The following is a 24,802-nucleotide window of genomic DNA, read 5'->3' on the forward strand; positions in this document are numbered from 1 at the left end:
GTGGGCCTCCAGCGGCGGCCCGGCTTCGCCGCGCGCTGGAGGCGTCCTGCCGACGTCTAGTTCCTGGGCAGTGACGGCACCGCCGGGGCCGGTGGCAGCCGCGGAAGCTTCCAGCCGTCGTTCGACGGAGGAGGAGTGCTCCACCCGCCTCCGCCTCCTGAGCCTCCACTGCCCGGCTCCTCGACCACCGGCTCCTCCTCCCCCTCGACGATGTCCTGGACCGTCCATGGGGAGCGGGAGGTGCTCACCAGCAGGAGGTGCCGCTCGTCGCCATCCTCGGCGAGCACGGCGAACACCCCCGCGCTGAGCAGGGGGCCCGGACCGACGAAGAACGTGCCGAGGAGCGCGTCCGGCTCCTCCGACAGCCGCAGGCCGAGCGTGAACTCGACGGGAGGCAGCGCCAGCCCCTCGGGGTCGGTGGCCTGGGTGAAGGGCAGGTCCTCGGCGGCCGCCAGAGCGGGAAGCTCCTCTTCCGCGTCCAGGGGCCCCATGTCCACCGCGCGCAGGCCCGGCGCCGCGTGAATCAGCCGCATCCGGAGCCGATCCGGGTCCGCATCGAAGGCCTCCGCGAAGGACAGCAGCCGGTAACCGGGACTGCCTCCGCCCGGTGGCGGCACGGGCCCGGCGATGACGAGCAGGTACTGCTCACCCGCCTTCAGTCCGGAGGTGGGCTGGCTCACCAGCGCCGTGCCTCCGGGGCGGCTGCCGGTGGGCGTGCCGGCGAAGATGTCCACCGAGCGGGCCGCGGGGCTCACCTGGATGCGGTCCGACAGCGCGCCGAACGCGAGCGAGTCCACCCGCTCCTTGCTGTCCAGGAAGATATCCACCTGCTCCAGGTCCGACACGGTGTTCAGCAGGTACACCACGGCGTCCTGGAGGACACGGTCCAGGGAGCCCTCCTCATTCGCCGTGACGAGCGAGAACCCGGTGGGAAGCCGGGGCGCCACACCCAGCAGCCCCGTGACGACCACGAGCACCTCGCTGCCCGCGGGCTGGGGAGGAAGCGTGAAGGACGTCAGCGGAATGGCCGGGTCGTCGGTCGTCACCTGGATGCGAACGACCACGCCCGCCGGCACCTCCAGGCCGTCCTCCCCCGAGTCCTCGAAGCGGTCCAGTCCCGTGATGTCGGCCTCATCATCCCCGTCGACATCGAGCTCCAGCGTGGAGGCGTCCACGCCGCCGTGGAGCACGTGCACGCGCACCTTCCCGGGGGCCACGGTCTGCAGCGAGCCGGCCACGGGGATGACGCGCAGGGCCTTGTCGTGGGTGGTCTCCTCGTACAGCCCCGTGGCCACCAGGCTGGTGGCAGCGGCCATGGGAAGCGACAGGGACTGGCTGCTGAAGAGCGGCGCCGACCTCGCGTTGCCTTGCGCGGTCCGGAAGTGCAGCACGTGGTCCCTGCCGGGAATGGACGCGTATTCGGTGGCGTCCCCGTAGCTCACATCGGAGAAGAGCGGCGAGGTCTCGTCGTCTACATAGATGTCCACCGTCGGCAGGTCCGGCGAGGCATGGAGGACGCGCACGACGGACAGCCCCATGCCCGGGGCCTCCAGGGGCGGCGCGCCCGAGGGCAGGCCCGTGCCAGCACCCTCGTCGTCGCAGCTCGTCGCGGCGGCGCACGCGACAGCAAGCGACAACAGCAGCGTGGAGATGCTCCGTTTTCTCTGACTCATCGCTCTGCCTCCCTTTGCGGGCGTGCCATCCATCTGCGGCGTGCGGCGGCCCCGCGTGACGGAGGTGGCGACGTGGCGGGGCAGAGGGAAGCAGCCGGCTCTCCTGGCGGGACACCCCCTGGGAAGCGGGACACTGTCGCGCAGTGTCCCCTCATCCCGGTGCGGGGGTGGAGGGCGGCCCGGCGGGCCGTACTGCAGTGGGCGTTGCCCCCGGCCCGCGGTGAGGCGGGGCCTGGCGCTCGCGACTCCGCCACCCGCCTCCCTGCATGGCGGGCACTTGATGATGGCAGCCCGGGTGGCGAGCTTCGCGGATGCGGCCGGTCGCCGCGATGCAAAGGGGGGAAGTGATGTCGAAGCCTCTGCGAGGAGTGGAGTTCTTCCGGGTGCCCTGCGCGGCACTCCTCTGTGGGCTCGTGCTCGCATGCGGCCCCGAGCCGTCCCAGAACGAGGGAATGTCCCCCGACGGGCAGGACCCGGTGGTGCGCGACGACACACCGGAGCAGGGACACCCGGACGAGCAGGTCTTCGAGAACGAAGTGGAAGAGGAAGAAGAGCTGGCCATCGGGCCCTCCCGGGGCAACCCTCGCGGCGCCGAGCTCCTCTTCCGAGACCGCTGCCCCACCCCGGAGGAGGCCACGGGCAAGACGCTGTACGTCGGCAAGCCGGCCAGGGGCGCCCGCAAGGCGGCCCGAGGCTCCCAGGGCAACCCCTACTCCACCATCAGCGCCGCGGTGAAGGCGGCCCGGCCGGGCAACGTCATCCAGGTCCTCCAGGGCACCTATGAGGAGCGCGTCGTCCTCAGCGGCAAGGACGTCCGCGCGGGCACCCGGGAAGAACCCATCGTCCTGCGAGGGGCGCCGAAGAACCAGACGAAGCTCCTCATGCCCGCGGAGGATGAGGGCAACCTGCTGGTCGTGGCGAAGCCGTACTGGGTCGTCCAGGACGTCGAGCTGGACGTCGACGGCAAGCCGTACGTCGCGGCGCTCTTCGAGTCGAACACGGACTGCTCGCAGCTCCTCGACTCCAAGGTCCACTCAGGCAGCGCGGGCGGGGGCGTCATCCTCGACCAGGCGAAGTACGTCCTCATCGGCCACAACGAGATTCACGACTTCTCCAAGCAGGACGAGGACTCCCACGGCGTGCTGGTGAAGGACGGCTCGGAGCTCGTCTTCATCATCGACAACGACATCCACGGCAACTCGGGCGACGCGGTGCAGTGCCACGCGAACGGGAGCCGGCCCCACGGCGTCTTCATCGAGCGCAACCGGCTGCATGACAGCGGTGAGAACGGGGTCGACATCAAGAGCTGCGACCACGTCTACATCCGGGGGAACGCCATCTACGACTTCCCCGCGGACAAGAGCTTCCCCTGGCAGAAGGGCACCTCCGCCGCGGAGGCGGTGGTCATCCACCAGGACGCGAACAACATCCACGCCGTGAACAACCGCATCGCCAGGGCGGGCCGAGGCATCTCCGTCGGAGGGACTTCGCAGAAGGACCATCCCCGGAACGTGGTGCTGAAGGGCAACCACATCAGCGACATCCGGGACGACCCCGTCATGAACGGCCAGGGCATCCGCATCGTGAAGGGCACCGACCTGAGCATCCTCGGCAACACGCTCGAGAAGGTGGCGGATGTCGGCCTCTACCTGGGGGCGGACTACCTCGCGGTCTCCGGGCTCGTGGTGAAGGGCAACGTCCTGCGCCGCATGGACCGGTTCGTCAAGCTGGGCGCGCGCGGGGACATCTCCGGGCTCGAGCTGGACGACAACCGCTACCACGGGGTGGGCCGGTTCGACGCCACGGGAGGGCCCCAGACGGACGACTTCGCGAAGTGGCAGCGCGCGCTGCGCGGGTTCGGCCTGGAGCAGGGCTCGCGGCGGCTGCCGTGAGGAAGGGTGCCGCGGACGCACGCTCATGAGGCGTGCGTCCGCGCTCAGCGCCGCAGCGGCAGCCGGAGGTAGAACGTGGAGCCCTCGCCCAGCGAGGAGCGCACCGACAGCGAGCCGCCGTGCAGCTTCGTCAGCGCCGAGGCGATGAACAGCCCCAGGCCGTGCCCCCGGCTCGGGTCGTCATCCGCCCTGCGGAAGCGGTCGAAGATGCTGGGCAGCTGCGACGCGGAGATGCCCACGCCCCAGTCCCTCACGTGGATGACGGCCTGCCCCGGGCTGGGTGACACGCCCAGCTCCACCCGCCGCCGCTCGCCGCAGTACTTCACCGCGTTGGAGAGCAGGTTGTTGAGCACCTGCCGCAGCCGCTCGGCGTCGAACGGCACCATCAGCGGCTCGTGGGCGCCCGTCAGCATGAACTCCATGTGCGGCTCCAGCTCGCGCCACTCCTGGACCAGCTCCCGCAGGAACGGGATGAGGTCGCAGTAGGCGGTCCGCAGCTCCACCCTCCCCTCGGACAGGCGGCCCGCGTCGAGGATGGAGGTGATGAGCCCGTTCATCCGGTCCAGCTGGCGGAGCACCGCCTCGGCGGACCGGCACTCGTCCTCCGCGCCCCGGTGCGCCACCTTGCGCAGCAGGACCTGCGCGTTGAGCCGCGCCGAGCTCAGCGGCGTCTTCAGCTCGTGGGCCACCCAGTGGAGCACCTCCTCGCGCATCGCGCCGACCGAGGACCTCAGGTTGCTCACCGCGCGGCTTCCGCGGTCCTGCTCGGGCGCGGGCGGGCGCGACTGGAGCGCCGTGGAGATGGCCTCCTCGAAGACGGACAGGTCCACGGGCTTGGGCAGGAAGGTGTTCGCCTCCTCCCGTCCCGCGGGCCGCGCCGCGCTCAGCAGCACGAAGGGGACGGCCGCCAGGTGCGGCTCGGCGCGCAGCGCCCGCAGCAGCTCCACGCCCGTGCGCCGCGGCATCATGTGGTCGCTGACCACCAGGTCCGGCGGCTCGGTGCGCGCCAGCGTCAGCGCCTCCTCGCCGTTGTGCGCCCGCACGGCGCGGTGTCCGAGCGCCTCCACCACCTCGGCGAAGACCTCGAGCAGCGCCTCCTCGTCCTCCGCGATGAGAACGAGGCTCATTCCACCGTCCCGCCCTGGGTGCGGCCCGGATGCCCGGCGGCGGACACCGCGCTCTGCATCACGGCGCCGACGGACGAGCCAATCGGCCGGGCCTGGCCCGTCAAGAGCCCCTCGGCGGAGCGCACCGGTGAGAGCACCTTCATGCCCGAGTCGGCAATCTCGAACTCCCGCAGTTCGTTGTCGTACTTGCTGTCACGCATCTTGAGCACCGAAAGGATGCGGTGGATGCGCCCGCGCAGCTCCACGTGGCGCAGCAGCAGCAGGTTCTCTCCCAGGATGGCGATGGGCGCGTCGCTGAAGTCCAGCTCGGTGCCCGCCAGCTTCGGCACCTCGCGCGTGAAGAGGGACGTCACGCCCGCCAGGCGCAGGCGCAGGGCGAGCGCGGCCAGGAAGGTGCGCCGCCGGTCCGAGTCGCTGATGGACTCCTCCAGCGCGGTGAGGCCGTCGATGACCAGCCGAGTCACCCCCAGCCGCGCCACCGTCTCGAGGATGCCGTCCACGACGAGGTCCGCCTCCGCCTCCCCGGGCGGCACGAACTGGTAGGTGATGAGGCCGTTCTGCACGTGGGGCGTCATGTCCAGCCCGATGCGCCGCGCCCGGTTCATGAGGGACGCCGGCGAGTCGAAGAAGGAGACGAAGAGCGAGCGCTCCGAGTGGCGCGCCCCCTCCACCGCGAAGTGCGCGGCGAGCAGCGTCTTCCCGATGCCCATGCCGCCGGCAATCATGGTGGTGCTGTGCACGGGCAGGCCGCCCCCCATCAGCACGTCCAGTTCCGGCAGCCCGAAGCTGGCGCGGCGCTCCGGCGGCGCCTCGTCCGTCAGCTCCAGCGGCCGTGCCTCCAGCCGGGGGATGAACCTCACCCCCTCCTCGTCGATGCGCATCAGGTGCTCGCCGGACAGGTGCGGCCGGCCGCGCAGCTTCACCACCTCCACGCGGCGCATGCGGCGCCCCCCGCGCTTGTTGACGGACAGCGAGACGATGCCGTCCACGGTGGTGGCCTCCGGGAGCGCGAGCAGCTTCTCCAGGGGGTACTCCGTGGTGAACATGCCGACGCAGTCCGCCGCCGCCAGGCCGATGCCCAGCTCATAGAGGAACTCGCGCAGCCTCGCCTCGTCCTGCCAGAGGTCCCGGATGGCGCGAAGCCCGTCGATGAAGAGCAGCTTCGCGCCCCGCTTGCGGACCGTCTGCACGAGCAGGTCGCGCGTCTCCCGGGCCCCCTGCTTCAGGGTGGAGTAGGCGCTCATCACGAAGAGCCGCTCGTCGAGCAGCTCCCCCTGGAAGAAGGAGAAGCCGGCCAGCTCCCCCATCAGCTTGTCGTGAGGTTCCGAGGTGACGGTGGCCACCACCACCGGCAGTCCCCGCGCCGCCGCGAGGAAGGCTACCTGGCTGCACAGGACGGTCTTCCCGCAGCCAGGGTCTCCCGTCACGATGACGGCCTGGCGTCTGGGGATGCCACCGCCCAGGAGCATGTCGAAGCTGGGGATGCCCGTTTCGAAGAGCGACCCCATCCGGCTGCTATCCATTCAGTTCTGTGTCCATCGAGCGGCGAAAGGCCACGCGCGGGGCTCTGCCACTCGCAAGAGGACGCGCAAAAACACAGGGGCGCGGAATGCCGCAGGCCCTGCCCGGGAGTTAACAAGCCGAGGGAGGGACGCCAAGCGCGCCTCCCCCATTCTCTGCCCCCGGGGGCTGCTGGATGCTCGATGCCCGACAGTCAGGCCAGGGCCTGGAGGGCTCGGGCGCCTACCACTTCTGCTCGGGCAGGGATTTCTCGCGCACCTGCTCATCGGGCTGGCCGTAGCCGGGCATGCCGTCCTCTCGCACCTCGTCGGCCTTGGAGGGCGCCCGGGGCGTCTCCTCGTCCTGCGTCCCGCGCTCGGGCGCGTCCTGCTCCGACTGTGGCTGCTTGGGCTCGGTGGCCATCGCTCTCCTCCCCTCGCGCGTCACGCGCGAGAGGAAATGTCGTCATCCGCACGCCTGGCGGAAGGGGCCGGCACCCCGGCACCGGGCAGGCGGGCGAGGCGCCGCCTCCCTTTCCGGAGTCGAAGCCTCAGCCCGCGCGCGAGCCCGGCGTCGTAGGCGCGCCGCCCGCGGGGCCACCATTGCCCGCGGGGCCACCATTGGAGGAGGCGGGCACGTCATCGCTCGCGCCGAAGAGGCCTCGCACCACGGCGGCGATGGCCAGCGGCGTCCCCACGCGCTCGTCATAGTGGGGCGTCAGGGCCTGGGCGAACTCCTCCGCCGAGGGGAAGCGGTCCTCGGGCCTGGCGGAGAAGGCGCGGTCCACCACCGCCTCCAGGGCCTCGGGCACCTCCGGGCGCAGCTCGCGCAGCGGCCGGTACTGGCGGGACCAGATGGCGGCGAAGACCTCGTCCGGCGAGCCGCCGAGGAAGGGCCGCTCCAGCGTCAGCAGCTCGTAGAGCACCACCGTGGCGGCCCACAGGTCGGCCTCGGGGTTCACCTCGCCGAGCAGCGACTCGGGGGACAGGTAGTAGGGCTTGCCCAGCACCTCGCCGCCCTGGAGCTTGCCGTCCACCAGCACGCGCGACACCCCGAAGTCGCCCAGCTTGATCTCCCCCACCCGGGAGATGAAGAGGTTGGAGGGGGACACGTCGCAGTGGACGATGCCCAGCCGCTCTCCCTGGGGGCCGGTGGCGGTGTGCGCGTACGCGAGCGCCTCCAGCAGCACCTTGCCCAGGTACACCGCGAAGTCCAGCGGCAGGGGGATGCCGCGCACCTTGCAGCGGCGGAGGATCTGCCCCAGGTCCCTCCCGTCCACCAGCTCCATCACGATGAAGTAGATGCCCTCCAACTCACCGGCATCCAGCACCGTGACGATGTTGGGGTGGTGCAGCTGCTTGGACAGCTGCGCCTCGCGCGCGAAGAGCGCCACCGACTGCGGATCTCTCGTCAGCGCCGGCAACAGCCGCTTGAGCGCCACCGTCCACCCCTCGCGGGGACCGGTGCGCACCCGGGCGCGGTACACCTCCGCCATGCCGCCCTTTCCGAGCACGGAGAGGATTTCATAGTTGCCGAAGACGCGGATGGCCTTGGGCGCAGAGGGCGGCTGGGTCACGGGCTCGTGCTTCCGGATCCTGTCGGCTCGCGGCTGGCGGCCCTCTTGCGGCCCTGCTGCATCAGCGACCGGATCTCCTCGTGCAGGGCCCGCTCCGGCACGGCCTCGGCGGGCCGGTTCCTCGGCGCCCACCCCAGCTCCATGGCCCTGCGCAGCGACTCGCGGCACCGGCCATGGTTGGTGCCCTCGCGGTGGTGCGCGTAGGCCGTCCACAGGTGCACGTCGGGGCGGGTGGACGACTTCACCGAGCCCAGCGACCTCAGCGCGCCTTCGATGTCGTTCTTGCTGAGCTGGCTGGCCGCCAGCCCCACCATCGCCGAGGGGCTGCGCGCGTCGCGCTCCACCACGCCCTGCACGACGGCCTGCGCGGCCTTCGACTCGCCCGCCGCCGGCTGCCGCGAGCCCCCTTCGGAGGACGCGTCCGGCAGGCGCCCGCGCGCCTGCACCACCGAGCCCGTCATCGTCTCCGGGGCGGGCGGCGCGTCGACCTCCAGCGGCTCGGCTTCGTCAGCGGCCGGGGCCGCGGCCTCCCGGGCGTCCGGCAGGGGCGACGTGGCCCTGAGGATCAGCAGCGAGCCGCCCTTCAGCGCGCTGGAGCCGCAGCCCGGCGCCAGCCGCACCAGCGCGCTCAGCACCCTGTCTTGAGGGTTGAAGAGGGCCAGCATGGGGTACTCGACGCGCGCCTCACACTCCGGGCCCACCTGGCACAGCAGCACCGTACCCACCAGCACGTTGTCCTGGAACTCCCCGGAGATCAGCCGGGTATCGGACTTGAACCCACACGCCCCGCCGGTGCCGGTGCCGATGACGCGCTCGCCCTCCATGCGGAACTCGACCTGCCCGTAGGCATCCGACAGGTAGGGGCCGGACACGGTCGGCCCCGCCCATGCGAGGGCGGAGACGACGGAAAGAATCGTCGCGAGACCCTTGTTTGAATGCGCGGGCGGCATGTGCGGGGTTGCCTTCATCATAGGGGTCGTGAGGCTGCCTTGTAAACGCACGAGGAAGCCTTGACCCAGCCGGCCCCCATCCTTATCATTTCCCCAGACTCTTACGGGTTTTCCCAATAGATTCGAGGACTTGGTAGCACTGGAGCTTTGTTACAAGGGCTGTCCCCTGCGGGGCGCGTGATGCCCAGCAGAAATTCGAACCGATACGTCCATTCCGGGGTCCGTTTCGGTCGCTTTGTGCAAGCCCTCCCCCTCACGGGGATGAGGGAAGCCTGCGGCGGCATGATTTCGGTTCCCACCTGGCTTTCAGTGGGTTCAATGGACGCTGGGCACACGGCCATGCGGCGGGGGACTTTTTCTGTGGAGTGGCGGCGGTGAGCGAGACGGTGGTGGAAGAGGCGGCGGCGAGGAAGCAGACCCTGCGTGAGGAGCTGACGGCGCGTCGCAAGGCGATGACGCCGGACATCATCGACACGCGAGGTCTCAAGGTTCAGTCTCGGTTTCTGGCAACCACGTATTATCAGAAGGCGAGAACGGTGGCTCTCTACGCCCCCATCCGGGGCGAGGTGCCTACGCGGGACATCCTGATTGCGGCTCTGCAGGACGACAAAATCGTCTGCTATCCGCTGTCCCACGTGCACGGACGCATCCTGTCCTTCAGGGCCATCAAATCGGAGAGCGAGCTGGAGCCGGGGCGGCTGGGGGTGCGTGAGCCCAGCAACTCATCGGATCTCATCTCGGTGGAGAACATCGACCTGTTCGTGGTGCCGGGCCTGGGCTTCACCCGGGACGGCAAGCGGCTGGGGCGCGGAGGCGGCTACTACGACGCCACCCTTCGCGCGGCCAGCCAGCGCAGCCGCCGCGTCGGTCTGGCTTTCAATGACCAGGTCGTCCAGGTGCTGCCCACGACGGGTGACGACGTGGACATGGACCTCATCGTGACGGAGTCCGAGTCGCTGCGCGGTCTGTACCGCGACCCGGAATTCCTGGATACGTGAAGGTTCTCTTCATGGGAGATGTCGTGGGCCGCCCGGGACTCCAGGCGGTCCGCGCACTCCTGCCCAGACTGGTCTCCGAGCACTCGGTGGACCTGTGTGTCGCCAACGCGGAGAACAGCGAGGGCGGTGCGGGCATCAGCGCCGAATCGGCGACGTTCCTGCTCGACAGCGGCGTGAAGCTGCTGACGAGCGGGAACCACTTCTATTCGAAGAAGGCCATCCTGCCCTGGGTGACGGCGCATCCGGACCTGCTCCTGCGGCCGGCCAACTACCCCAAGGGCACGCCGGGCAAGGGCCACGGCCTGGTGAAGCTCCCGGACGGGCGCGCCCTGGGAGTCATCAACCTGGAGGGCCGCGTCTTCATGCGCATGGAGGCCAGCCCCTTCGAGGTGGTGCTGCCGCTGGTGGAGGAGCTGCGCAAGCAGACACCCTGCATCCTGGTGGACATGCACTGCGAGGCCAGCAGCGAGAAGAACGCCATGGGCGTGCACCTGGATGGCCGGGTGTCCGCGGTGGTGGGCACGCACACGCACGTGCAGACGGCGGATGAGCGGCTGCTGCCCGGCGGCACGGCCTTCATCACCGACGTGGGCATGTGTGGCCCGCTGGACTCCGTCATCGGCATGAAGAAGGAGACGTCGCTGGCGCGCTTCCTCGGGGAGAAGGCCCCCTACGAGGTGGCGGAGAAGCTGGTGTACCTCCAGGGCGTGGTCATCGACATCGACGACACCACGGGCCGGGCGCGGAGCATCGAGCGGGTGCGCCACCGCCTGCCGGGCACCTAGCGGATATGCGCCGACAGGCGTCGCTTTTGGGGCTAAGTTGCCGGCGCCATGAACACGGACGCGCTGCGCAAGGCGACCCCCGAGGAGCAGTTCGAAGAAGTCACCCGAGGCACCGTGGACATCCAGGTGCCCGAGGAGCTGAAGAAGAAGCTCCAGCGCTCGTATGACTCGGGCAAGCCCCTGGTCATCAAGGCGGGGTTCGACCCCAGCCGGCCGGATCTGCACATCGGCCACTCGCTGCTGCTCACGCGCATGCGGCGCTTCCAGGACTTCGGCCACACGGTGGTCTTCCTCATCGGCGACTTCACGGGGCTCATCGGTGACCCGACGGGGCGCAACGCCACCCGTCCGGCGCTGACGCGCGACGAGGTGAAGGCCAACGCGGAGACGTACAAGCAGCAGGTCTTCAAGGTGTTGGACCCGGACAAGACGCTGGTGCGCTTCAACTCCACCTGGCTGGACGCGCTGGGCACGGAGGGGATGATCCGCCTGGCCGCGCGCTACTCGGTGCAGCGCATTCTGGAGCGCGACGACTTCAAGAAGCGCTTCCGGGACAACGTCTCCATCTCCATCCACGAGTTCCTCTACCCGCTCCTGCAGGGCTACGACTCGGTGGCGCTCAAGTCGGACGTGGAGCTGGGCGCGACGGATCAGCTCTTCAACCTGCTCGTGGGCCGCCAGCTCATGAAGGAGGAGGGGCTGGAGCCGCAGGTCATCATGACGGGCCCCATCCTCGAGGGGCTGAACGCGAAGCTGGTGGACGGGAAGATCGTCGGCGACAAGATGTCCAAGAGCCTGGACAACTACGTGGGCGTGGACGAGCCGCCGGAGACCATCTTCGGCAAGCTGATGAGCATCACCGACGACCTGATGTGGCGCTACCTGGAGCTGCTGTCCGCGAAGCCGCGGGCGGAGCTGGCCGACATCCGCGCCAGGGTGCAGGGCGGCGAGCTGCACCCGATGACGGTGAAGAAGGACTTCGCCCGGGAGATGGCGGTGCGCTTCCACGGCGAGGAGGGTGGCCGCAAGGCGGTGGAGGCCTGGGACAACCTCAAGAAGCAGGCGCCGCAGGCGAGCCTGGAGGTCATCACCGTGTCGCTCGGCGACGCGGAGAAGGTGCCCCTCTTCAAGCTGCTGCCAGAGACGAAGCTGGTGGCGTCCGGCACCAAGGCCCGCGAGGCGCTGGCCCAGGGCAGCGTGCGCGTGAATGGCGAGAAGGTGCAGGACGTGAAGGCGGAGCTGGGGGCGGGCGAGTACACCATCTCCGTGGGCAAGGCCCGCACGGACAAGCCGAACTCCGTGCTGCTGAAGCTGTCCTGAGCCTTCGAGCCCGAGGGTGAAGGCCGGCGGTGTCCTTGCGCCGGCCTCCCGTGGCTCGAAGGGGGCCTCCCCCCGTGCCTGCCTGCCCGGTTGAATGGCGGGCCCTGGCGGCCGTCCCAGGTGGTGACCTCAGCGGCCCCTGCCTCGTTCCGAGGGCAGCAGGGGACTGCTGTAGACTCCCGGCCGCCATGCGTCTTCCCCTCCCCTGCCTTGCCCTGCTGCTGGCCACCCTCCCCGCCCTGGCGGGCCCGGGGGCCTTCGTCTCCGAGAGCCGCGTGGACGCGGTGGAGCAGCCCGAGTCCCAGCGGGTCGTCTTCACGGTGGAGCCGGACACGTCGTACCCGCTGCTGAAGAAGGGCGGCCCCAGCCGGGCGTGGTGCAAGCTGCAGGGCCCGTCCGGCGCCGAGGGCTGGGTGCTGTGCGAGGGCGCTCCGGAGGCCGCGGCGCCCCGGGCTCCGGACGCGGCGGCGCTGGCGGCGGCGGACCGGAGGAACTCCGAGCAGCAGGCACGCGGCAAGGAGGAGCAGCAGGCCCGCTTCGCCCGCCTGTCGGAGGAGGCTCCGGACGAGGAGCAGACGCAGGCCGTCGTCGTGCAGGCGCCGGCTTCGAATGCGGGTCGCGCGCAGCCGGCCAGCGGGAAGGCACCCGCGGACGAGGGGCGTGCGCAGCCGGCCGTGGCGCAGGCGGCCTCGGGTGTGGAGTTCGTGTCGTCACGCGGGGCGCAGGCGCGCGCGGACTGGACGCCGGCCACGGGCTGCTCGACGACGTGTGAGACGAAGCCGCTCTTCGGGAAGCTGCCCGCTCTTTCGCCGATGGACCGCGAGGTGCTGGACTTGTGCCCGGCGCGTCCGGACGTGAGCGTGAGCGCGGGGGACGTGCAGCGCTTCTTCTCCAAGCACTACAACGACTCGCGCATCCAGACGGCTCTGTCCGTCGCGGGCCGGCCGGGCTCGCGGCAGGGCAACCTCGAGTGGCTCACCAGCCTGTGGGTGAGCACCGGCCCGCGCAACGCCTTCACGCACGTGTTCTGCGGGGACGACTGGCAGCGCGGCCCCATCGGCGGGCTGCACTTCCTGCCCCGCTACGCGCAGCTCGAGGCGGAGGGGAAGCTCTGCTACGGCGGCCCGGCACGCGGCGGCAGCGCGCAGAAGGGCGACCAGTACCTCATCAAGTTCCGTGGCGTGGCGCCGTGGTCCTGCGGGGAGAAGAAGATTGGCGGCTTCTCGCGCTCGCCGGACGCGGTGGGCCTGGTGGCCATCGGCACGCGGGCCTTCGCCAGTTGCTGCTCGCGAGGCGGGGGGAAGAAGGAAGGCGGCGTGTACTCCGCGCCGGACCTGGGCGGGACGAACTGGCGCGTCTGGTGCGGCACGCGCAACGGCACCTACGGCATCGCCACGCTCTACCCCACCGACGAGCAGGCCACCTGCGGGGACTGACGCCGGAGGTGGCCGCGCGCCCGTCGCACGGCCACCTTCCCTGGATGCGCCCGCCTACTTCGCGGGGCCCACGTTGAGCACCGCGCCGCTGGAGTACGCGGTGAACTCCGGCGCGTACATGGACTGCACGGTGGCCGGGCCCACGCGGAAGGTGCCGGCCATGTTGGCGCGCAGGCGGTACTTGAAGGTGTACTCGCCGGCGGGCAGCCACTCGAAGAAGAAGTTGGTGCCCGAGTCCCGCGTCTCCTCGTACCAGACGATGCCCAAATCCCACCGGTGGCGGGACTGGACGTTCTCCGGCTCCAGGCCGGCGGCGCGCGGGTCCTTCAGGTGGACGTACTCCGCCGCGTGCTTCGTGCGCAGCGACAGCTGCACCTCCACCTCGTCACCGGGCCTGAGCGGCGTGCCCTCCGCCAGCGGCTGGAGCACCGCCTCGCGGCCTTCGCGCTCGCGCCGGAAGTAGCGCCGGGACACCTGGAAGAAGTCGCCGCGGTCCTCCTCCGGCAGCTTCTCCGTGGAGAAGTGCCACGTCGCCGAGGCGAAGGCGAAGCCCGGCGTCGTCTTCTCCACCACCACGGAGCTCATGGTGGCCGGGTTCAGCTCCGGCCCTGGCACCACCACCTGGTTCTTCTTCCCCGTGTACTCGTCCGGGGAGAACTCCATCTGCACCACGCGCGGGCCCACCGTCACCTTCGCGTCCTCGCGCACGCCCAGCGCGCCCTCCGCCTGCAGGTACTTCACCAGCGCGTAGAGCGCCTCCGCCGTGGCGCGGGTGGACTTCCAGTGGTTGAGCTTCTTGTCCAGCAGCAGCCACTGCACCAGCCCCTCGCGCCGCGGGTCCTTGGGCTTCAGCTCCGTCAGCGTGCGCAGCGCGAAGGCGTGCGTCTCCGTGGTGTCGTTGTACCAGAGCCAGCTGCGGTCCTCGGGCGCCCAGTACGTGCCCAGTTCCTCGGTCGTCTTCGCCGAGTCCATCACGCTGTCCCAGACGAGGTTCGCGTCCTTCTCCCGCTTCGCCCGCTTGAGCGTCAGCGCCAGGTAGCCCTTGAGGTACGGCGAGTGCTGCTTCCAGTGCTTGAAGCTGAAGTCGAGCATCCGCTGACGCTCTTCCGCGGTGAGCGCCTCGCCCGTGTAGCGCTCGCCCGGGTACGCGGAGGCCACGTAGTTGAGGAAGGTGAGGAACTCCCAGCCCGCGTCCTTCTTCATCAGCTTGTCGGCGTACTCGTCTCGGAAGTGCCGGGCCAGGTAGGCCCACGCGCTGCGCGTCATCTCCGGGGGCACCTCCACGCCGTACTCCATGGCGCGAGACAGGCCGTGGACGATGTAGAGCGTCATGTACGGCGACGGAGGCCCGCCCGGCCACCACGGGAAGCCGCCACTGGACGTCTGCGCCTTGCGCAGCTTGCCCATCGCGGACTGGCGCTCGGCCGCGGCCACCTTCGGGTCCAGCACGCGCACCATGGACAGCTCGGACTCGGGGCCGCCCTTGGCCATCTCCAGCCAGGGCGTCTCCTCCAGCGCCATCTTCCGGTTCGGGTCCACCGCGTCCCACGTCTCGAACCGGGTGGGCCGCTCGCTCAGCTTCTTCGCCATCTTCGCCACGGAGGGGTACTGGCCGTAGAGGCTGGACACGATGCCGGCGGAGACGAAGCGGTTGAGCGTCTGCTCCGTGCACTCGTAGGGGTAGTCCATCAGGTACGGCAGCGACTGGAGCGCCGCGTAGAACAGCTGCGTGTCCACCGTGACGACCAGCTGCTCGTTCACCCGCGTGGCGTCCCCGCCCTTGCGCAGGTCGTCGAAGGCCATCGTCTTCGAGGCCTTGCCCTTGAGCGTGACGAAGCGCGACTGCGCCAGGTGCACGCGGCCCGGCAGCACGGGCAGCGGGCGCAGCTCGCCGTCGCTGAGGTTGCCGGCGCGCGCCACCACCCGGAAGGCCACCGCCCCCACCCGCGTGGGCGTGGTGAGGGGGAAGCGCAGGTTCGTCCCCTTCCCCGGCGCCACGTTGAAGGCCTGGGACGCGGCCTGGACGCCGAAGTCCGCCAGCAGGCTCTTCTGCGTCTGCGGGTCCACGATGTCCAGCGTGAGGGTGCCCTGCTGCGGCTTCTCCGCCGCGTTGTTCACCACCACCTCCAGCACCGCCCTGTCCCCCTCGCGCAGGAAGCGCGGCACGTACGGCCGCACCATCAGCTCCTTGACGCTGCGGGTGGTGCGCTGCAGGGAGCCGCCCTTCAGGTCCTTCGTCAGCGCATGGACCCACACGCTCCACGCCGTCACCGAGTCGGGCACGGTGAACTCCAGCGTCGCCGAGCCGTCCGGCCCGGTGAGCAGCTGCGGCACCCAGAAGGCCGTCTCCGCGAAGTTGGAGCGCACCGGTTCGGCCGGAGCGGCCTGGGCCTGGACGTCCGCCTTCGCCTCGTTCATGGCCTTCTTCGCCGGCTCGCCGGGAGGCGCGGGCGGAGGAGGCGGAGGCGGCGCACCCGCGACTTCTGCTTCCTCCCTCGACTCGACGGCCATCGGGGCGGCGGCCGACGGCGCGCGCGACACGGCGCCGCCCGTCGAGCCGAAGCGGTTGCGCAGCCGTCGCCCGGGCCCCCCCAGGCCGTAGTTGTCCTCGATGCGGAGCTGGTCGCCCGAGGGCTGTGACCACCCCTTCACCTCGCCATAGCCCTCGCTGACGAGCCACTGGCCCATGGCGACGCCCACCGACGCGCGCAGGTCCACCGGCGCCGTGCGCCGGGGGTAGAGCGCGGCGACGCTCGGCGGCACGTGCGGCGCGAACAGGTCCAGCGACTGGTCATACATATACGCGAGCAGCTCGGCGGCCCCCGCCTCCACCTTCGCCCCCTTGGGCCCCTTCACCGTCACGCGCCACGTCTCCTTCGCGCCCGGACGCAGCTTGTCGCGGAAGGTGGCGAACTCCAGGCTCAGCTCCTTGTCATCCCAGGGGACGAACACCGCCTCCGAGTGGCTCAGGTACTGCCAGTCACGCACCGCCACCAGCACCGCGGTGAAGCCGCCGCGCAGCTCCTCCGTCACCGGCACCTCCACCACCGCCGGGGCGCTGCCGCCCGTCAGCGCCTTGCGCAGCACGCGCCGCTCGCCCTGGTACACGTCCAGCACCAGGGGCTGGCCCTCGAAGCCGGAGAACGCCAGCAGCCGCGCCACCTCGCCCACCTTCACCGTGCCGCGCTCCAGCACCAGCGACGCAGGCAGCGCGATGGGCGCCTTCTCACCGGCCACCAGGATGTCGCGCCCCACGGTGAACGTCTGGCCGAAGGCGTCCTTCGTCTCGTAGCTGAGCCGGTACGCGCCCGCCTTCAGCGACGGCAGCTTCACCCGGGCCAGCCCCTGCGCGTCGTGCTGCACCTCGCCCTTCGCCTGCTCGGCGCCGTCCTGCCAGCGGGCCAGGGTGGCCTCGGGCGAATAGTCCGTGACCCAGCGCGGCTGCTGCGCGTCGCCCGGCGTGGGCGTGCGCACCACGTCCGGGTCCACCTCCAGGACGGGGGGCTTCGCCACGGGCTCCTCCGCGGGCAGCAGCGGCTGGGCGGGCTGCTTCAGCGCCACCAGCCGCCAGCGGCCCGGGCCGGGCTGCGGCACGCCATCCAGCGTGGAGCGCACCAGCCGCACCTCGGGCGTCGTCCCCTCGCGGAAGAAGCCCTCGTCCGCGTCCACGCGCCCCTCCACCGCGACGAAGCCCAGCCGGAAGGCGCGGCTGGCCGAGCGCGTCTCGCCGCCCTCGTCCGTCGCGTCCGCCTCGATGCGGTAGCGCCAGGTGAGGCCCGGCGTCTTCGCGGAGCGCTCGTCCGCCTCGGGGGTGAAGGAGATGGCGAAGGCGCCATCCTCGCCGAGCGGGGACGTGCCGGACGCCACCACCTGCGAGCGCACGGGCATGGAGGATGAGCCCCACCACCACCACCACGGCAGCACGGGCTCGCGGAAGGCGCGCCAGCGCACCGAGCCGGACGCCACCGGCAGCCCGAAGTAGTAGCGCGCCTCGCCCTTGAAGGTGGCCGGGCGGTTGAGGCGCAGCGGCGCCTCCGCGTCCTTCAGCGTCACCTCGAAGGTGGGCCGCTTGTACTCCTCCACGCGGATGCTGGCGCCGCCCCCCGACTCCACCTGCACCATCCACGCGCCCAGCACGCGGCCGGTGGGCACGGTGAACTCCCCCGCCGCCGAGCCGAAGCCGTTGGTGCTCACCTCGCGCCGCTCCACCACCTGGTGGTTCGGGTCCCTCAGCGTCACCACCAGCTTCTGCGCTGGCAGCGTCCGGTAGCGCGCCTGCTCCCCACGCCCTCGGAAGGCCACCGCCTTCCAGAGCACCTTCTGCAGCGGCCGGTACACGCTCCGGTCCGTGAAGACGAGCGAGGACGCGCTCTCGGCGGGCGGCTGGCGCTTGTAGAAGGAGAAGCCCCCGGGGTGCAGCAGCGTGTCGCGCCCGGTCCCCGCCACCAGCAGGTAGCTGCGGTACTGCTCCCCCTTCGGTGCGGGGAACGTCACCTCGCCCTGCGGGTTGGTCGTCGCCCGCGCCACCTCGCGGAAGCCCTTGTTGTAGTCCGCGAGGATGAGCCGCACCGGCACCTCGGCCGCGGGCCGGCCGGAGTCGCCCTGCAGCACCCGGGCCTCCACCGACGTCCCGCCCGTGTTGCGCGTGACGACCACCCACGGGGACACCGTGAGGAACGCCGCCTGCACGCGGTTGTCGTCGTCGCCGAAGTCCTTCCGCGCGGAGGCGGCGATGAGGTACGTGCCCGGCTGCTCCAGCGACGGGGTGACGAAGGTGCGGTGCTCCCTGAAGTCCTGCGTCGCCGGGAGCTGGACGCTCCATGACGCCACGGGCTTCTGGGTCCGCAGCAGGTTCAGCACGGCCCCGCCGTAGGGGTAGACGTTGTAGTCATCCACCTTCGTCAGCCGCTTCTCCAGGTCGAAGGGGATGGCGCGGAAGTGGAGCTCCGACACGTTGCGGTGGCTCACCTCGACGGAGCGCTTGCCCGGGCCATCCGACTGCATGGAGGCCAGGCGGAAGTCCGGGGCCTCCAGCGCGCTCACCAGCGCGTCGCAGCGCTGCGCGCCCAGGCTCTTCGGGTAGGCGGCCGCGCAGGCCGTCGCCAGCGTGTGGGCGCGCACCGCGTGGTCCGCCGCGTTCTCCATCTCCGCGAGCTGGCCCTGGCCCATGCTCCACCACGCCACGTCGCGGAAGGGCGCCAGGTGCGCGGCGAGGTGCTGGCGGATGCGGGTCCGGTCCTCCTTCTCGCTGAAGTGCATGTGGAGCACCTCGTAGCGCTCCAGCCGGGCCTCCAGCGCCGCCTCGCGGCGGCCCGCCGCGCGGTGCCACGCCTCCAGGTCCCCGAGCACGGCCGCCACCTTCACCAGCGGGTGGATGTTGGGGTCCGTCAGCGCCACGGTGGGCGTGCCCTCCAGCAGCGAGCGCAAATCCAGGCGGTACACCTCGTTGGCGTGCTCGGGCCGCCAGTGGGAGCTGTCCGCCAGCAGGCCCGCGCGCAGGTACGAGACGGCATCGCGCAGGGTGGAGCGGATGCCCGCCGGGTACGTGTTGGGCTGGACGTACTCGCCCAGGGCCTGCACCGGCTCGGTGCCCAGCGCGTCGCGCTGCTTCCAGACCTCCTCGTAGGCGCGCTGCGCCTCGGTGAGCAGCTGCTCGTACGTCCACGACTTGAGGTCCACCGGGCCGGTGGACGCCACGGCCTCGCGCCTGCGCACCTCCCAGCCGTACGCCTGCGCGTAGGTGACGAGCGAGTGGGCGTAGTAGAGGTTCAGCGTGGCGCGCGACAGCGCCCCCTTGGGCCAGGGCTGCTCGCGCAGGAAGCGCACCGTCGTCTCATAGCCGTGCAGGGCGCTGCGCAGCTGCACGGTGCGAATCAGCGCCCGCGTCCACTCCTTCTCGTCGTCGCGACCCCGGGCGCGCTCCAGCCGGGCCTCGGCGGCCTGGGCGGCGGCCTCGACCTTCTGCTCCGCCACCAGCGCGTCGATGGCCTGCCACGACAGCGGGGACTTCCCCTGCCCCTGGCCCAGGGCGGGCACGGCGGACAGCAGCAGGGACAGCAGCAACAGTGGAAGGGTGAGCGCGCGGGTGCGGTGCATAGGGTCGGCACTCTAGACGCAGCCGACCGCCAAACCGTTCCACAATGCACGTCAGGGCGCGGGAGCCTCGGGCGCCTTGCGGCGCAGCCCCACCAGGTAGACCTCCATGCTCGCGCCGCGCGTGGCCTCGGGCCGGACGACCTTCACCTCCTCGAAGAGGGCGCGCACCTGGTCGCGGAAGTCCTCGAAGTCCCCGCCCATGAAGACCTTGGCCACGAAGGACGAGCCGGGCCGGCCCCGCGTGGCGGCCAGCTCCAGCGCCTTGCCCGCCAGCCGCAGGCTGCGCGCCTCGTCCGTGGCCTTGATGCCGCTCGTCTTGGGCGCCATGTCGGAGATGACCGCGTCGAACGGGCCGTCATGGAGGGCGGACAGCTGCTGATCGAAGTCGTCCGCCAGCACGTCCAGCACCGCCGTCTTCACGTGCGGCTGCGAGAAGGGCCGGATGGCGACGATGTCCACCCCAATCACCCGCCCCCCCGTCCCCACCGCGTTCGCCAGGATCTGGAGGAAGCCCCCCGGCGCCGCCCCCAGGTCGAGCACCACGTGCCCCTTCTTCACCATGGGGAAGCGCTTGATGAGCTCGTCGACCTTGAAGGCCGAGCGGGCACGCAGCCCCTCTTGCTTGGCTTTCTGGAAATAGTGGTCTTTAGGACGGTAGGGCTTGCCCATGACAGGGGGGCTCCCTACCATCCGCTACTGTCTTCGGGAAGCCGGAGCAGTCGCGGGTGTCCTGGCCCGTGCAATGGCGAGTCCGGAGGAAGTGGTGATGGGCACCCGGAGCGTGACGGTGGCGTTGTGCATCTCCCTGCTGTCAGCGGGTGCGGCGGGTTATTGCTACACGCGCGCGGACGCCCTTCAGGTGCAGGGGCAGTGGCTGATGGAGCGCGGCACCGCCCAGGCCGAGGACTATGCCAACCGCCTGGACGGCACCGCGGCGGATGCGCAGCTGAAGACGTTCGCCGAGCGCCGGACGGTGCTGCAGCGGGCCCACCAGTGGCAGCGCGGCACCATGCTGGGCGTGCTGGCGGCGGTGCTGGCGGCGGTGAGCGCCTACATGCTGTTCCTGCTCAAGCGCCTGGATGACCAGCTGGTGGACGCCATGGGCGAGCTGCGCCCGTCCTCGTCCTCGCCCCCGGCGCACTCCGCCCCGGACCACACGCCCGCGCTCGCCTCGGGCGCCCAGCGCTGAAGCCTCGCCGCGCGCCCGTGCGCGCTGGCACAATGGCGGCCCCTTCTCTCCTTCCGGAGGTGGCCATGCCCGGCTGCGCGCACTGTGGACGCCCGCTCGACATCATCGCCAACCAGGTGGGACGGCGCGACACCTGCCCCCACTGTGGCGAGGACGTGCGCTCGTGCCGCAACTGCCGGCACTTCGACGCTGGCGTGGCCAAGGAGTGCAAGGAGCCCCTGGCCGAGGTGCCCAAGGACAAGGACGGCGCCAACTTCTGCGAGCTGTTCCAGGTGGGCGAGGGAGGCCTCCACCACAAGGAGTCCCGCGACGCCCTGCTGAGCGCCGCCGAGGCCCTCTTCCGGAAGAAGTAGCTCCGGCGGACGCCTCCTCCACCGCCAGAGTCAGTAAAGACGCATCTTTTCAGTGTCGACGAATTAACATTACGCTCCGGGGATGCACCTGGAACGGCGTCGTTTTCTGAGGCTCTCGGCGGTGGGAGCCGCCTCCTTCATCCTGCCCGTCGCGGGCACCGGCTGTGCGGACGCACAAGGCCTGACGGGCGTTCAGGTGGGAGGGCGGGACGCGCTCCTGTACTTCGACGCCCAGGGAAGTGTCCTGGAGCTGCGGCCGCGCGAGCACCGGGTGCTGGTGCGCGGGGCGGACGGCGCGGCGCTGGCCACGCTGGGCGGTCAGGGCCGCGGCGCCACGGAGCTCAACGGCCCGGCGGCGCTGGCGCTCGGCACGGAGGGCCGGCTCTACGTGGTGGACCGGGGCAACCACCGCGTCCAGGTCTACACGCGGGACGGCGCGCACGTGGGCCAGGTGGGCCGCGCGGGCAAGGAGGACGGCCGGTTCCTCTACCCCGCGGGCGCGTGCATGGACGCGCAGGGGCGGCTGCTGGTGAGCGACTCGCTGAACCACCGCGTCCAGGTGTTCTCCGCGGACGGAGACTGGCTGGGCACGTTCGGCGTGGGGGAGCTGCAGCTGCCGCGAGGCCTCGCCGTGGGGCCGGACGGGCGCATCCACGTGGTGGACTCCGGCAACGCGCGCGTGGCGGTGTACGACGCCTCGGGCCGGGGCGTGGGCAGCTACGGCCACTATGGCCACGAGGGCGCGGGGATGCGGTGGCCGCGCGCGATTACGGTGGATGCGGCCGGCACGGCGTACGTGGCGGATGCCACCTGCAACGCGGTGCACGTCTTCGACGCGGAGGGTGCCTTCGTCGAGCGGCTGCCGCTCCAGCGTGAGACGGGCCCCGCCGCGGCCGTCCACGTGACGCTGTCGCCCACCGGAGCGCTGAAGGTCGCGGCGCGCGCGGGCAGGCCGGACTGATTCGAAGCGCGAGGCGTGCCTGCGCGGCGCCGGCGCTGGAAGGAATGCTCGTTCCGCGAGCCTCAGCGCTCGGAGGGTGGACCGACGGCCCGCCGCGGGAAGGAAGCTTCGTTCCACGAGCCTCAGCGCCCTGGCGGAGGCCCGACGGCCACCGCCGAGCCTACGAACGGGACGACGCTCGAGAAGCCCTTCGGCGCGGGCGTGACGGCGGTGGGGCCGGCCTCGCCCCACTGGGTGATGCCGTGCGGCAGCAGGCGGCGCAAGTCGTAGCGCTGGCCGTCGAGCTCGAACTCCGTGCTCCACACGAGCCGCGCGGTGAAGACGTTGAGCGCGAGCGCCCTGCCCGAGCCGCTGAACGTCCCACCCACGACGACGCTCGCCCGGCGGAACGTGGCGATGAGCGAGCCGTCGGAGAACGTGTCCGGCTGCTCGAAGGACGCGCCCGCGTGCTTCTCGTCCTTGAGGTACAGGTTGAAGTCCCCGACGGGGTCCACGCTGAGCGACAGGTCCCCGTTCTGGACCGTCCCGGAGGTGAAGGGGACGGCCCTGAAGGTGAGCCGGGCCGTCGCCTCGCTCATGCTCTTCGGGTCCTTGAAGAGCGCGCCGGCGAGGCCCTCCAGGTGGAGGAAGTAGCCCAGGTCCTGGACTGTCTTCCCGTCAGTCGACAGGTAGAAGCGGCCCGTCACGTACCACGCCACGCTCGCCGGCATCAGCGGACTCATCGGTTCAGGGCTCCAGCTCGGTGGCAGCAAAGGTGTAGCTGCCGTACCCGGAATCGAAGAAGGACGCCAGGCAGGACGCCTCGACCGTATAGCGGCCTGCCTGCGCATCCGTGAGGTCGAGGAGGGTGACTCGTGTCGAGCTGCTGCCCGCCCCCTGGAGCCACTGGCCCTCGGGACCGCGCAGCGTCAGGCCGCAGCCACCCTGCGTCCACGTAAAGCTCAGCCGGTAGGAGTGGCCCTCGACGGCGTCCAGCGCGAACACATCGACATCACCGGCAAGCTCTATCTCGCCACGGACCGTGGCCCCGGGAATGACGAGGGTCGCCTCGGCGGCAGTCCCTGCGTGGTCATCCGGGTCCATGTTCCAGAGGGTGCAGCCGTAGTCGAGCGGAATGGTGGCCTGGCCAGAGCCCCCTTTCATGCTCTTCACGCGGGCGTACACCCCGGCCTCTCGCGTCGCGAGGAAGCCCGAGGAGTAGCTCGAGCTGCGAGCCGAGGCCCTCACGAGCGGAAGCGCCGTCCCGCTGGCATCGAGGAGCGCGACGGAGAAGTGCGGCGTGTAGTCTCCGCCACTCCCACTGCAGTCGAGCCGATAGATGCGGTCGGCCGTGACGCTGAACGAGAACAGGTCCACGTCGGTGTCGACATCCAGCCGCGCTTCGAAGGACACCCCGGGCGTCACGGGTGTCGCGGCCGCGAGCGTGTCTCCATGGTCATCCCCCTCGCGCAGGACCCTCCCTGGCCTGCAGGAGCCGTCTTCCAGGACGGCGTCATCCGGGCAGGAGGTTTCGGAACCACAGCCGCAGAGGGCGATGAGCGTGAGTGCCTTCACGAAGGCAAAAGGAATGCGCGACATGATTGGACCTCCAGAATCGGGTCCGGCCCCCCCCACGCGGGAGTAATCCGCGAACGGCAATGCACCGTCAACCCCACCCCGGTACGAAAACCGCGAGCCTGACACCCCGGGCGGGCCCCACCACCGGAAATGCAAGGGGCCGGAAGCAGTGCTCTGCTCCCGGCCCCGGTGCGCGTCACGCGCTCAGCTCACCGCGGAAACCTCAGAAGCCGTAGAGCTTGGAGATGATCTCCTTCATCACCTCGGAGGTGCCGCCGCCGATGGTGATGAGGCGCACGTCGCGCCACATGCGGGCGATGGGCGTCTCCTCGATGTAGCCCATGCCGCCGAAGAACTGCTGGCAGTCGTAGGCCACGCGCTGCGCCAGGTCTCCGGCGAACAGCTTCGCCATGGAGATCTCCTTCACCGCGGGGACCTCCTTCCGGTCGAACACGTCCACCGCGTGGTAGGTGAGCCGCTTGGCCGCCTCGATGCCCGTCAGGTGCTCCACGAACTTGTGGCGCCACACCTGGAACTTCATCAGCGGCCGGCCGAACGCCTCGCGCTCGTTGCCGTAGCGGATGGAGTCCTCCACCATCCGCTCCATGCCGGCCACCGTGGTGATGGCGCCCACCAGGCGCTCACCCTGGAAGTTGGTCATGATGGAGTAGAAGCCCTCGTTCTCCTCGCCCAGCACGTAGCGGGCGGGGATGCGGCAGTCCTCGAAGTAGAGGATGGCCGTGTCCGAGGACAGGTTGCCAATCTTGTCCAGCTTCTTGGAGACGCCGAAGCCCTTCACGTCCGTGGGGAACGTCACCAGGGAGATTCCGCCGTAGCCCTCGCCGCCGGTGCGCACCGCCAGGGTGATGAAGTCGGCGCGCGTGCCGTTGGTGATCCACATCTTCGAGCCGTTGATGACGTAGTCATCCCCGTCCCGGCGCGCCGTCGTCTTGATGTTGGCCACGTCCGAGCCCGCGCCCGGCTCGCTCACGCCCAGCGCGGCAATCTTCTCGCCCTTGAGCGCCGGCTCCAGGAACTCGCGCTTCTGCTCGTCCGTTCCAATCTCGTTGATGATGGGCGTGGCCATCTGGCTCTGCACCAGCAGCGCCATGTTGACGCCCGCGTTGTAGCTGCGGCTCAGCTCCTCCGCGAACGCCGTCACGTACCAGTAGTCCAGCCCGCTGCCGCCGTACTTCGGGTCGTGGTTGATGCCCAGGAAGCCCAGCTCCGCGCACTTCTTGAACAGCTCGCGAGGGAAGATGCCCGCCCGGTCCCACTCCAGCGAGTGCGGCGCCATCTCCTTCTCCACGAAGGCTCTCACCGTCTTGCGAAAGGCCTCGTGCTCCTCGGTGAACGGGTTCGGCATGCGTGTGCGCTCCTCGGCTCCGA

The 24,802-nt window shown here is 70.6% G+C and carries 19 protein-coding genes and 1 other RNA gene; 9 read left to right on the forward strand and 11 right to left on the reverse strand.

All coding sequences use genetic code 11. From position 1 onward, the window contains the following. Positions 1–56: 56 nt before the first annotated feature. Positions 57–1,673 carry a DUF4397 domain-containing protein gene (locus LXT23_RS34925; protein WP_253984726.1) on the reverse strand — a complete coding sequence of 539 codons (1,617 nt, stop codon included), beginning with the start codon at positions 1,671–1,673 and terminating at the stop codon, positions 57–59. 347 nt (positions 1,674–2,020) lie between these two features. Here LXT23_RS34925 and LXT23_RS34930 point away from each other — a divergent pair, with 347 nt between their 5' ends. Then, on the forward strand, positions 2,021–3,565 hold the full coding sequence (locus tag LXT23_RS34930; RefSeq protein ID WP_253984727.1) for a right-handed parallel beta-helix repeat-containing protein: 1,545 nt from the start codon (positions 2,021–2,023) through the stop codon (positions 3,563–3,565). 44 nt (positions 3,566–3,609) lie between these two features. Here the strand turns inward: LXT23_RS34930 and LXT23_RS34935 are convergent, their stop codons facing one another. The 5 genes from LXT23_RS34935 to LXT23_RS34955 all read right to left on the reverse strand — a co-directional run bounded on the left by LXT23_RS34935 (position 3,610) and on the right by LXT23_RS34955 (position 8,640). After that, positions 3,610–4,692: an ATP-binding response regulator gene (locus tag LXT23_RS34935; protein ID WP_253984728.1), complete on the reverse strand. Its 1,083-nt coding sequence runs from the start codon at positions 4,690–4,692 to the stop codon at positions 3,610–3,612. Further along, positions 4,689–6,200 carry an ATPase domain-containing protein gene (locus tag LXT23_RS34940; RefSeq protein ID WP_253984729.1) on the reverse strand — a complete coding sequence of 504 codons (1,512 nt, stop codon included), beginning with the start codon at positions 6,198–6,200 and terminating at the stop codon, positions 4,689–4,691. Before LXT23_RS34940 ends, LXT23_RS34935 begins: the two co-directional genes overlap by 4 nt. A gap of 235 nt (positions 6,201–6,435) precedes the next feature. Continuing rightward, positions 6,436–6,615, reverse strand: a complete 180-nt coding sequence (locus tag LXT23_RS34945) for a hypothetical protein (RefSeq protein WP_253984730.1) — start codon at positions 6,613–6,615, stop codon at positions 6,436–6,438. Between the two features lie 127 nt (positions 6,616–6,742). Further along, positions 6,743–7,768 (reverse strand): serine/threonine-protein kinase, encoded by a 1,026-nt coding sequence (locus tag LXT23_RS34950; protein ID WP_253984731.1) that lies wholly within the window; start codon positions 7,766–7,768, stop codon positions 6,743–6,745. After that, on the reverse strand, positions 7,765–8,640 hold the full coding sequence (locus LXT23_RS34955) for a hypothetical protein (protein ID WP_253984732.1): 876 nt from the start codon (positions 8,638–8,640) through the stop codon (positions 7,765–7,767). The genes LXT23_RS34950 and LXT23_RS34955 overlap by 4 nt, the downstream gene beginning before the upstream one ends. Positions 8,641–8,878: 238 nt before the next feature. Here LXT23_RS34955 and ssrS point away from each other — a divergent pair. The 5 genes from ssrS to LXT23_RS34975 all read left to right on the forward strand — a co-directional run bounded on the left by ssrS (position 8,879) and on the right by LXT23_RS34975 (position 13,257). Next, positions 8,879–9,073: non-coding RNA, 6S RNA (gene ssrS, locus LXT23_RS50900), on the forward strand. A gap of 19 nt (positions 9,074–9,092) precedes the next feature. Next, a complete protein-coding gene (locus LXT23_RS34960; protein ID WP_253984733.1) occupies positions 9,093–9,716 on the forward strand; it encodes a 5-formyltetrahydrofolate cyclo-ligase in 624 nt (207 codons plus the stop codon). Next, positions 9,713–10,501, forward strand: coding sequence for a TIGR00282 family metallophosphoesterase (locus LXT23_RS34965; protein ID WP_253984734.1), 789 nt, complete (start codon positions 9,713–9,715; stop codon positions 10,499–10,501). The genes LXT23_RS34960 and LXT23_RS34965 overlap by 4 nt, the downstream gene beginning before the upstream one ends. Positions 10,502–10,549: 48 nt before the next feature. After that, the gene (gene tyrS, locus LXT23_RS34970; protein ID WP_253984735.1) at positions 10,550–11,821 is read left to right on the forward strand and encodes a tyrosine--tRNA ligase; all 1,272 of its coding nucleotides are present in this window, start codon (positions 10,550–10,552) and stop codon (positions 11,819–11,821) included. Between the two features lie 188 nt (positions 11,822–12,009). Beyond that, positions 12,010–13,257, forward strand: a complete 1,248-nt coding sequence (locus LXT23_RS34975; RefSeq protein WP_253984736.1) for an EndoU domain-containing protein — start codon at positions 12,010–12,012, stop codon at positions 13,255–13,257. Between the two features lie 54 nt (positions 13,258–13,311). Here the strand turns inward: LXT23_RS34975 and LXT23_RS34980 are convergent, their stop codons facing one another. Then, complete coding sequence (locus LXT23_RS34980; RefSeq protein ID WP_253984737.1) at positions 13,312–19,353, reverse strand: alpha-2-macroglobulin family protein; 6,042 nt, start codon at positions 19,351–19,353, stop codon at positions 13,312–13,314. 51 nt (positions 19,354–19,404) lie between these two features. Then, a complete protein-coding gene (locus tag LXT23_RS34985; RefSeq protein WP_253984738.1) occupies positions 19,405–20,043 on the reverse strand; it encodes an RlmE family RNA methyltransferase in 639 nt (212 codons plus the stop codon). Between the two features lie 76 nt (positions 20,044–20,119). Here LXT23_RS34985 and LXT23_RS34990 point away from each other — a divergent pair, with 76 nt between their 5' ends. The 3 genes from LXT23_RS34990 (at position 20,120) to LXT23_RS35000 (ending at position 21,856) form a co-directional block, all read left to right on the forward strand. Beyond that, the gene (locus LXT23_RS34990; protein ID WP_253984739.1) at positions 20,120–20,542 is read left to right on the forward strand and encodes a hypothetical protein; all 423 of its coding nucleotides are present in this window, start codon (positions 20,120–20,122) and stop codon (positions 20,540–20,542) included. Between the two features lie 65 nt (positions 20,543–20,607). Beyond that, positions 20,608–20,895: a hypothetical protein gene (locus LXT23_RS34995; RefSeq protein ID WP_253984740.1), complete on the forward strand. Its 288-nt coding sequence runs from the start codon at positions 20,608–20,610 to the stop codon at positions 20,893–20,895. A gap of 121 nt (positions 20,896–21,016) precedes the next feature. Beyond that, the gene (locus LXT23_RS35000; RefSeq protein WP_253984741.1) at positions 21,017–21,856 is read left to right on the forward strand and encodes an NHL repeat-containing protein; all 840 of its coding nucleotides are present in this window, start codon (positions 21,017–21,019) and stop codon (positions 21,854–21,856) included. A gap of 122 nt (positions 21,857–21,978) precedes the next feature. Here the strand turns inward: LXT23_RS35000 and LXT23_RS35005 are convergent, their stop codons facing one another. From LXT23_RS35005 to LXT23_RS35015, 3 genes are all read right to left on the reverse strand, one after another. After that, positions 21,979–22,578 (reverse strand): hypothetical protein, encoded by a 600-nt coding sequence (locus tag LXT23_RS35005; protein WP_253984742.1) that lies wholly within the window; start codon positions 22,576–22,578, stop codon positions 21,979–21,981. Positions 22,579–22,582: 4 nt separating this feature from the next. After that, positions 22,583–23,434, reverse strand: coding sequence for a hypothetical protein (locus LXT23_RS35010; protein WP_253984743.1), 852 nt, complete (start codon positions 23,432–23,434; stop codon positions 22,583–22,585). A gap of 202 nt (positions 23,435–23,636) precedes the next feature. Beyond that, positions 23,637–24,779 carry an acyl-CoA dehydrogenase family protein gene (locus tag LXT23_RS35015; protein WP_253984744.1) on the reverse strand — a complete coding sequence of 381 codons (1,143 nt, stop codon included), beginning with the start codon at positions 24,777–24,779 and terminating at the stop codon, positions 23,637–23,639. Between the last annotated feature and the right edge of the window lie 23 nt (positions 24,780–24,802).

The sequence above is a fragment of the Pyxidicoccus xibeiensis genome, from assembly GCF_024198175.1.
GTDB lineage: Bacteria > Myxococcota > Myxococcia > Myxococcales > Myxococcaceae > Myxococcus > Myxococcus xibeiensis.

Excerpts from the sequence above, each read along its gene's own strand:
- LXT23_RS34990 (WP_253984739.1), top strand. The coding sequence starts at position 20,120 with ATGGGCACCCGGAGCGTGACGGTGGCGTTGTGCATCTCCCTGCTGTCA.
- tyrS (WP_253984735.1), top strand. The coding sequence starts at position 10,550 with ATGAACACGGACGCGCTGCGCAAGGCGACCCCCGAGGAGCAGTTCGAA.
- LXT23_RS34980 (WP_253984737.1), bottom strand. The coding sequence starts at position 19,353 with ATGCACCGCACCCGCGCGCTCACCCTTCCACTGTTGCTGCTGTCCCTG.
- LXT23_RS34985 (WP_253984738.1), bottom strand. The coding sequence starts at position 20,043 with ATGGTAGGGAGCCCCCCTGTCATGGGCAAGCCCTACCGTCCTAAAGAC.
- LXT23_RS34940 (WP_253984729.1), bottom strand. The coding sequence starts at position 6,200 with ATGGGGTCGCTCTTCGAAACGGGCATCCCCAGCTTCGACATGCTCCTG.
- LXT23_RS34945 (WP_253984730.1), bottom strand. The coding sequence starts at position 6,615 with ATGGCCACCGAGCCCAAGCAGCCACAGTCGGAGCAGGACGCGCCCGAG.
- LXT23_RS34975 (WP_253984736.1), top strand. The coding sequence starts at position 12,010 with ATGCGTCTTCCCCTCCCCTGCCTTGCCCTGCTGCTGGCCACCCTCCCC.
- LXT23_RS35005 (WP_253984742.1), bottom strand. The coding sequence starts at position 22,578 with ATGAGTCCGCTGATGCCGGCGAGCGTGGCGTGGTACGTGACGGGCCGC.
- LXT23_RS34925 (WP_253984726.1), bottom strand. The coding sequence starts at position 1,673 with ATGAGTCAGAGAAAACGGAGCATCTCCACGCTGCTGTTGTCGCTTGCT.
- LXT23_RS34995 (WP_253984740.1), top strand. The coding sequence starts at position 20,608 with ATGCCCGGCTGCGCGCACTGTGGACGCCCGCTCGACATCATCGCCAAC.
- LXT23_RS34935 (WP_253984728.1), bottom strand. The coding sequence starts at position 4,692 with ATGAGCCTCGTTCTCATCGCGGAGGACGAGGAGGCGCTGCTCGAGGTC.
- LXT23_RS35015 (WP_253984744.1), bottom strand. The coding sequence starts at position 24,779 with ATGCCGAACCCGTTCACCGAGGAGCACGAGGCCTTTCGCAAGACGGTG.
- LXT23_RS34930 (WP_253984727.1), top strand. The coding sequence starts at position 2,021 with ATGTCGAAGCCTCTGCGAGGAGTGGAGTTCTTCCGGGTGCCCTGCGCG.
- LXT23_RS35010 (WP_253984743.1), bottom strand. The coding sequence starts at position 23,434 with ATGTCGCGCATTCCTTTTGCCTTCGTGAAGGCACTCACGCTCATCGCC.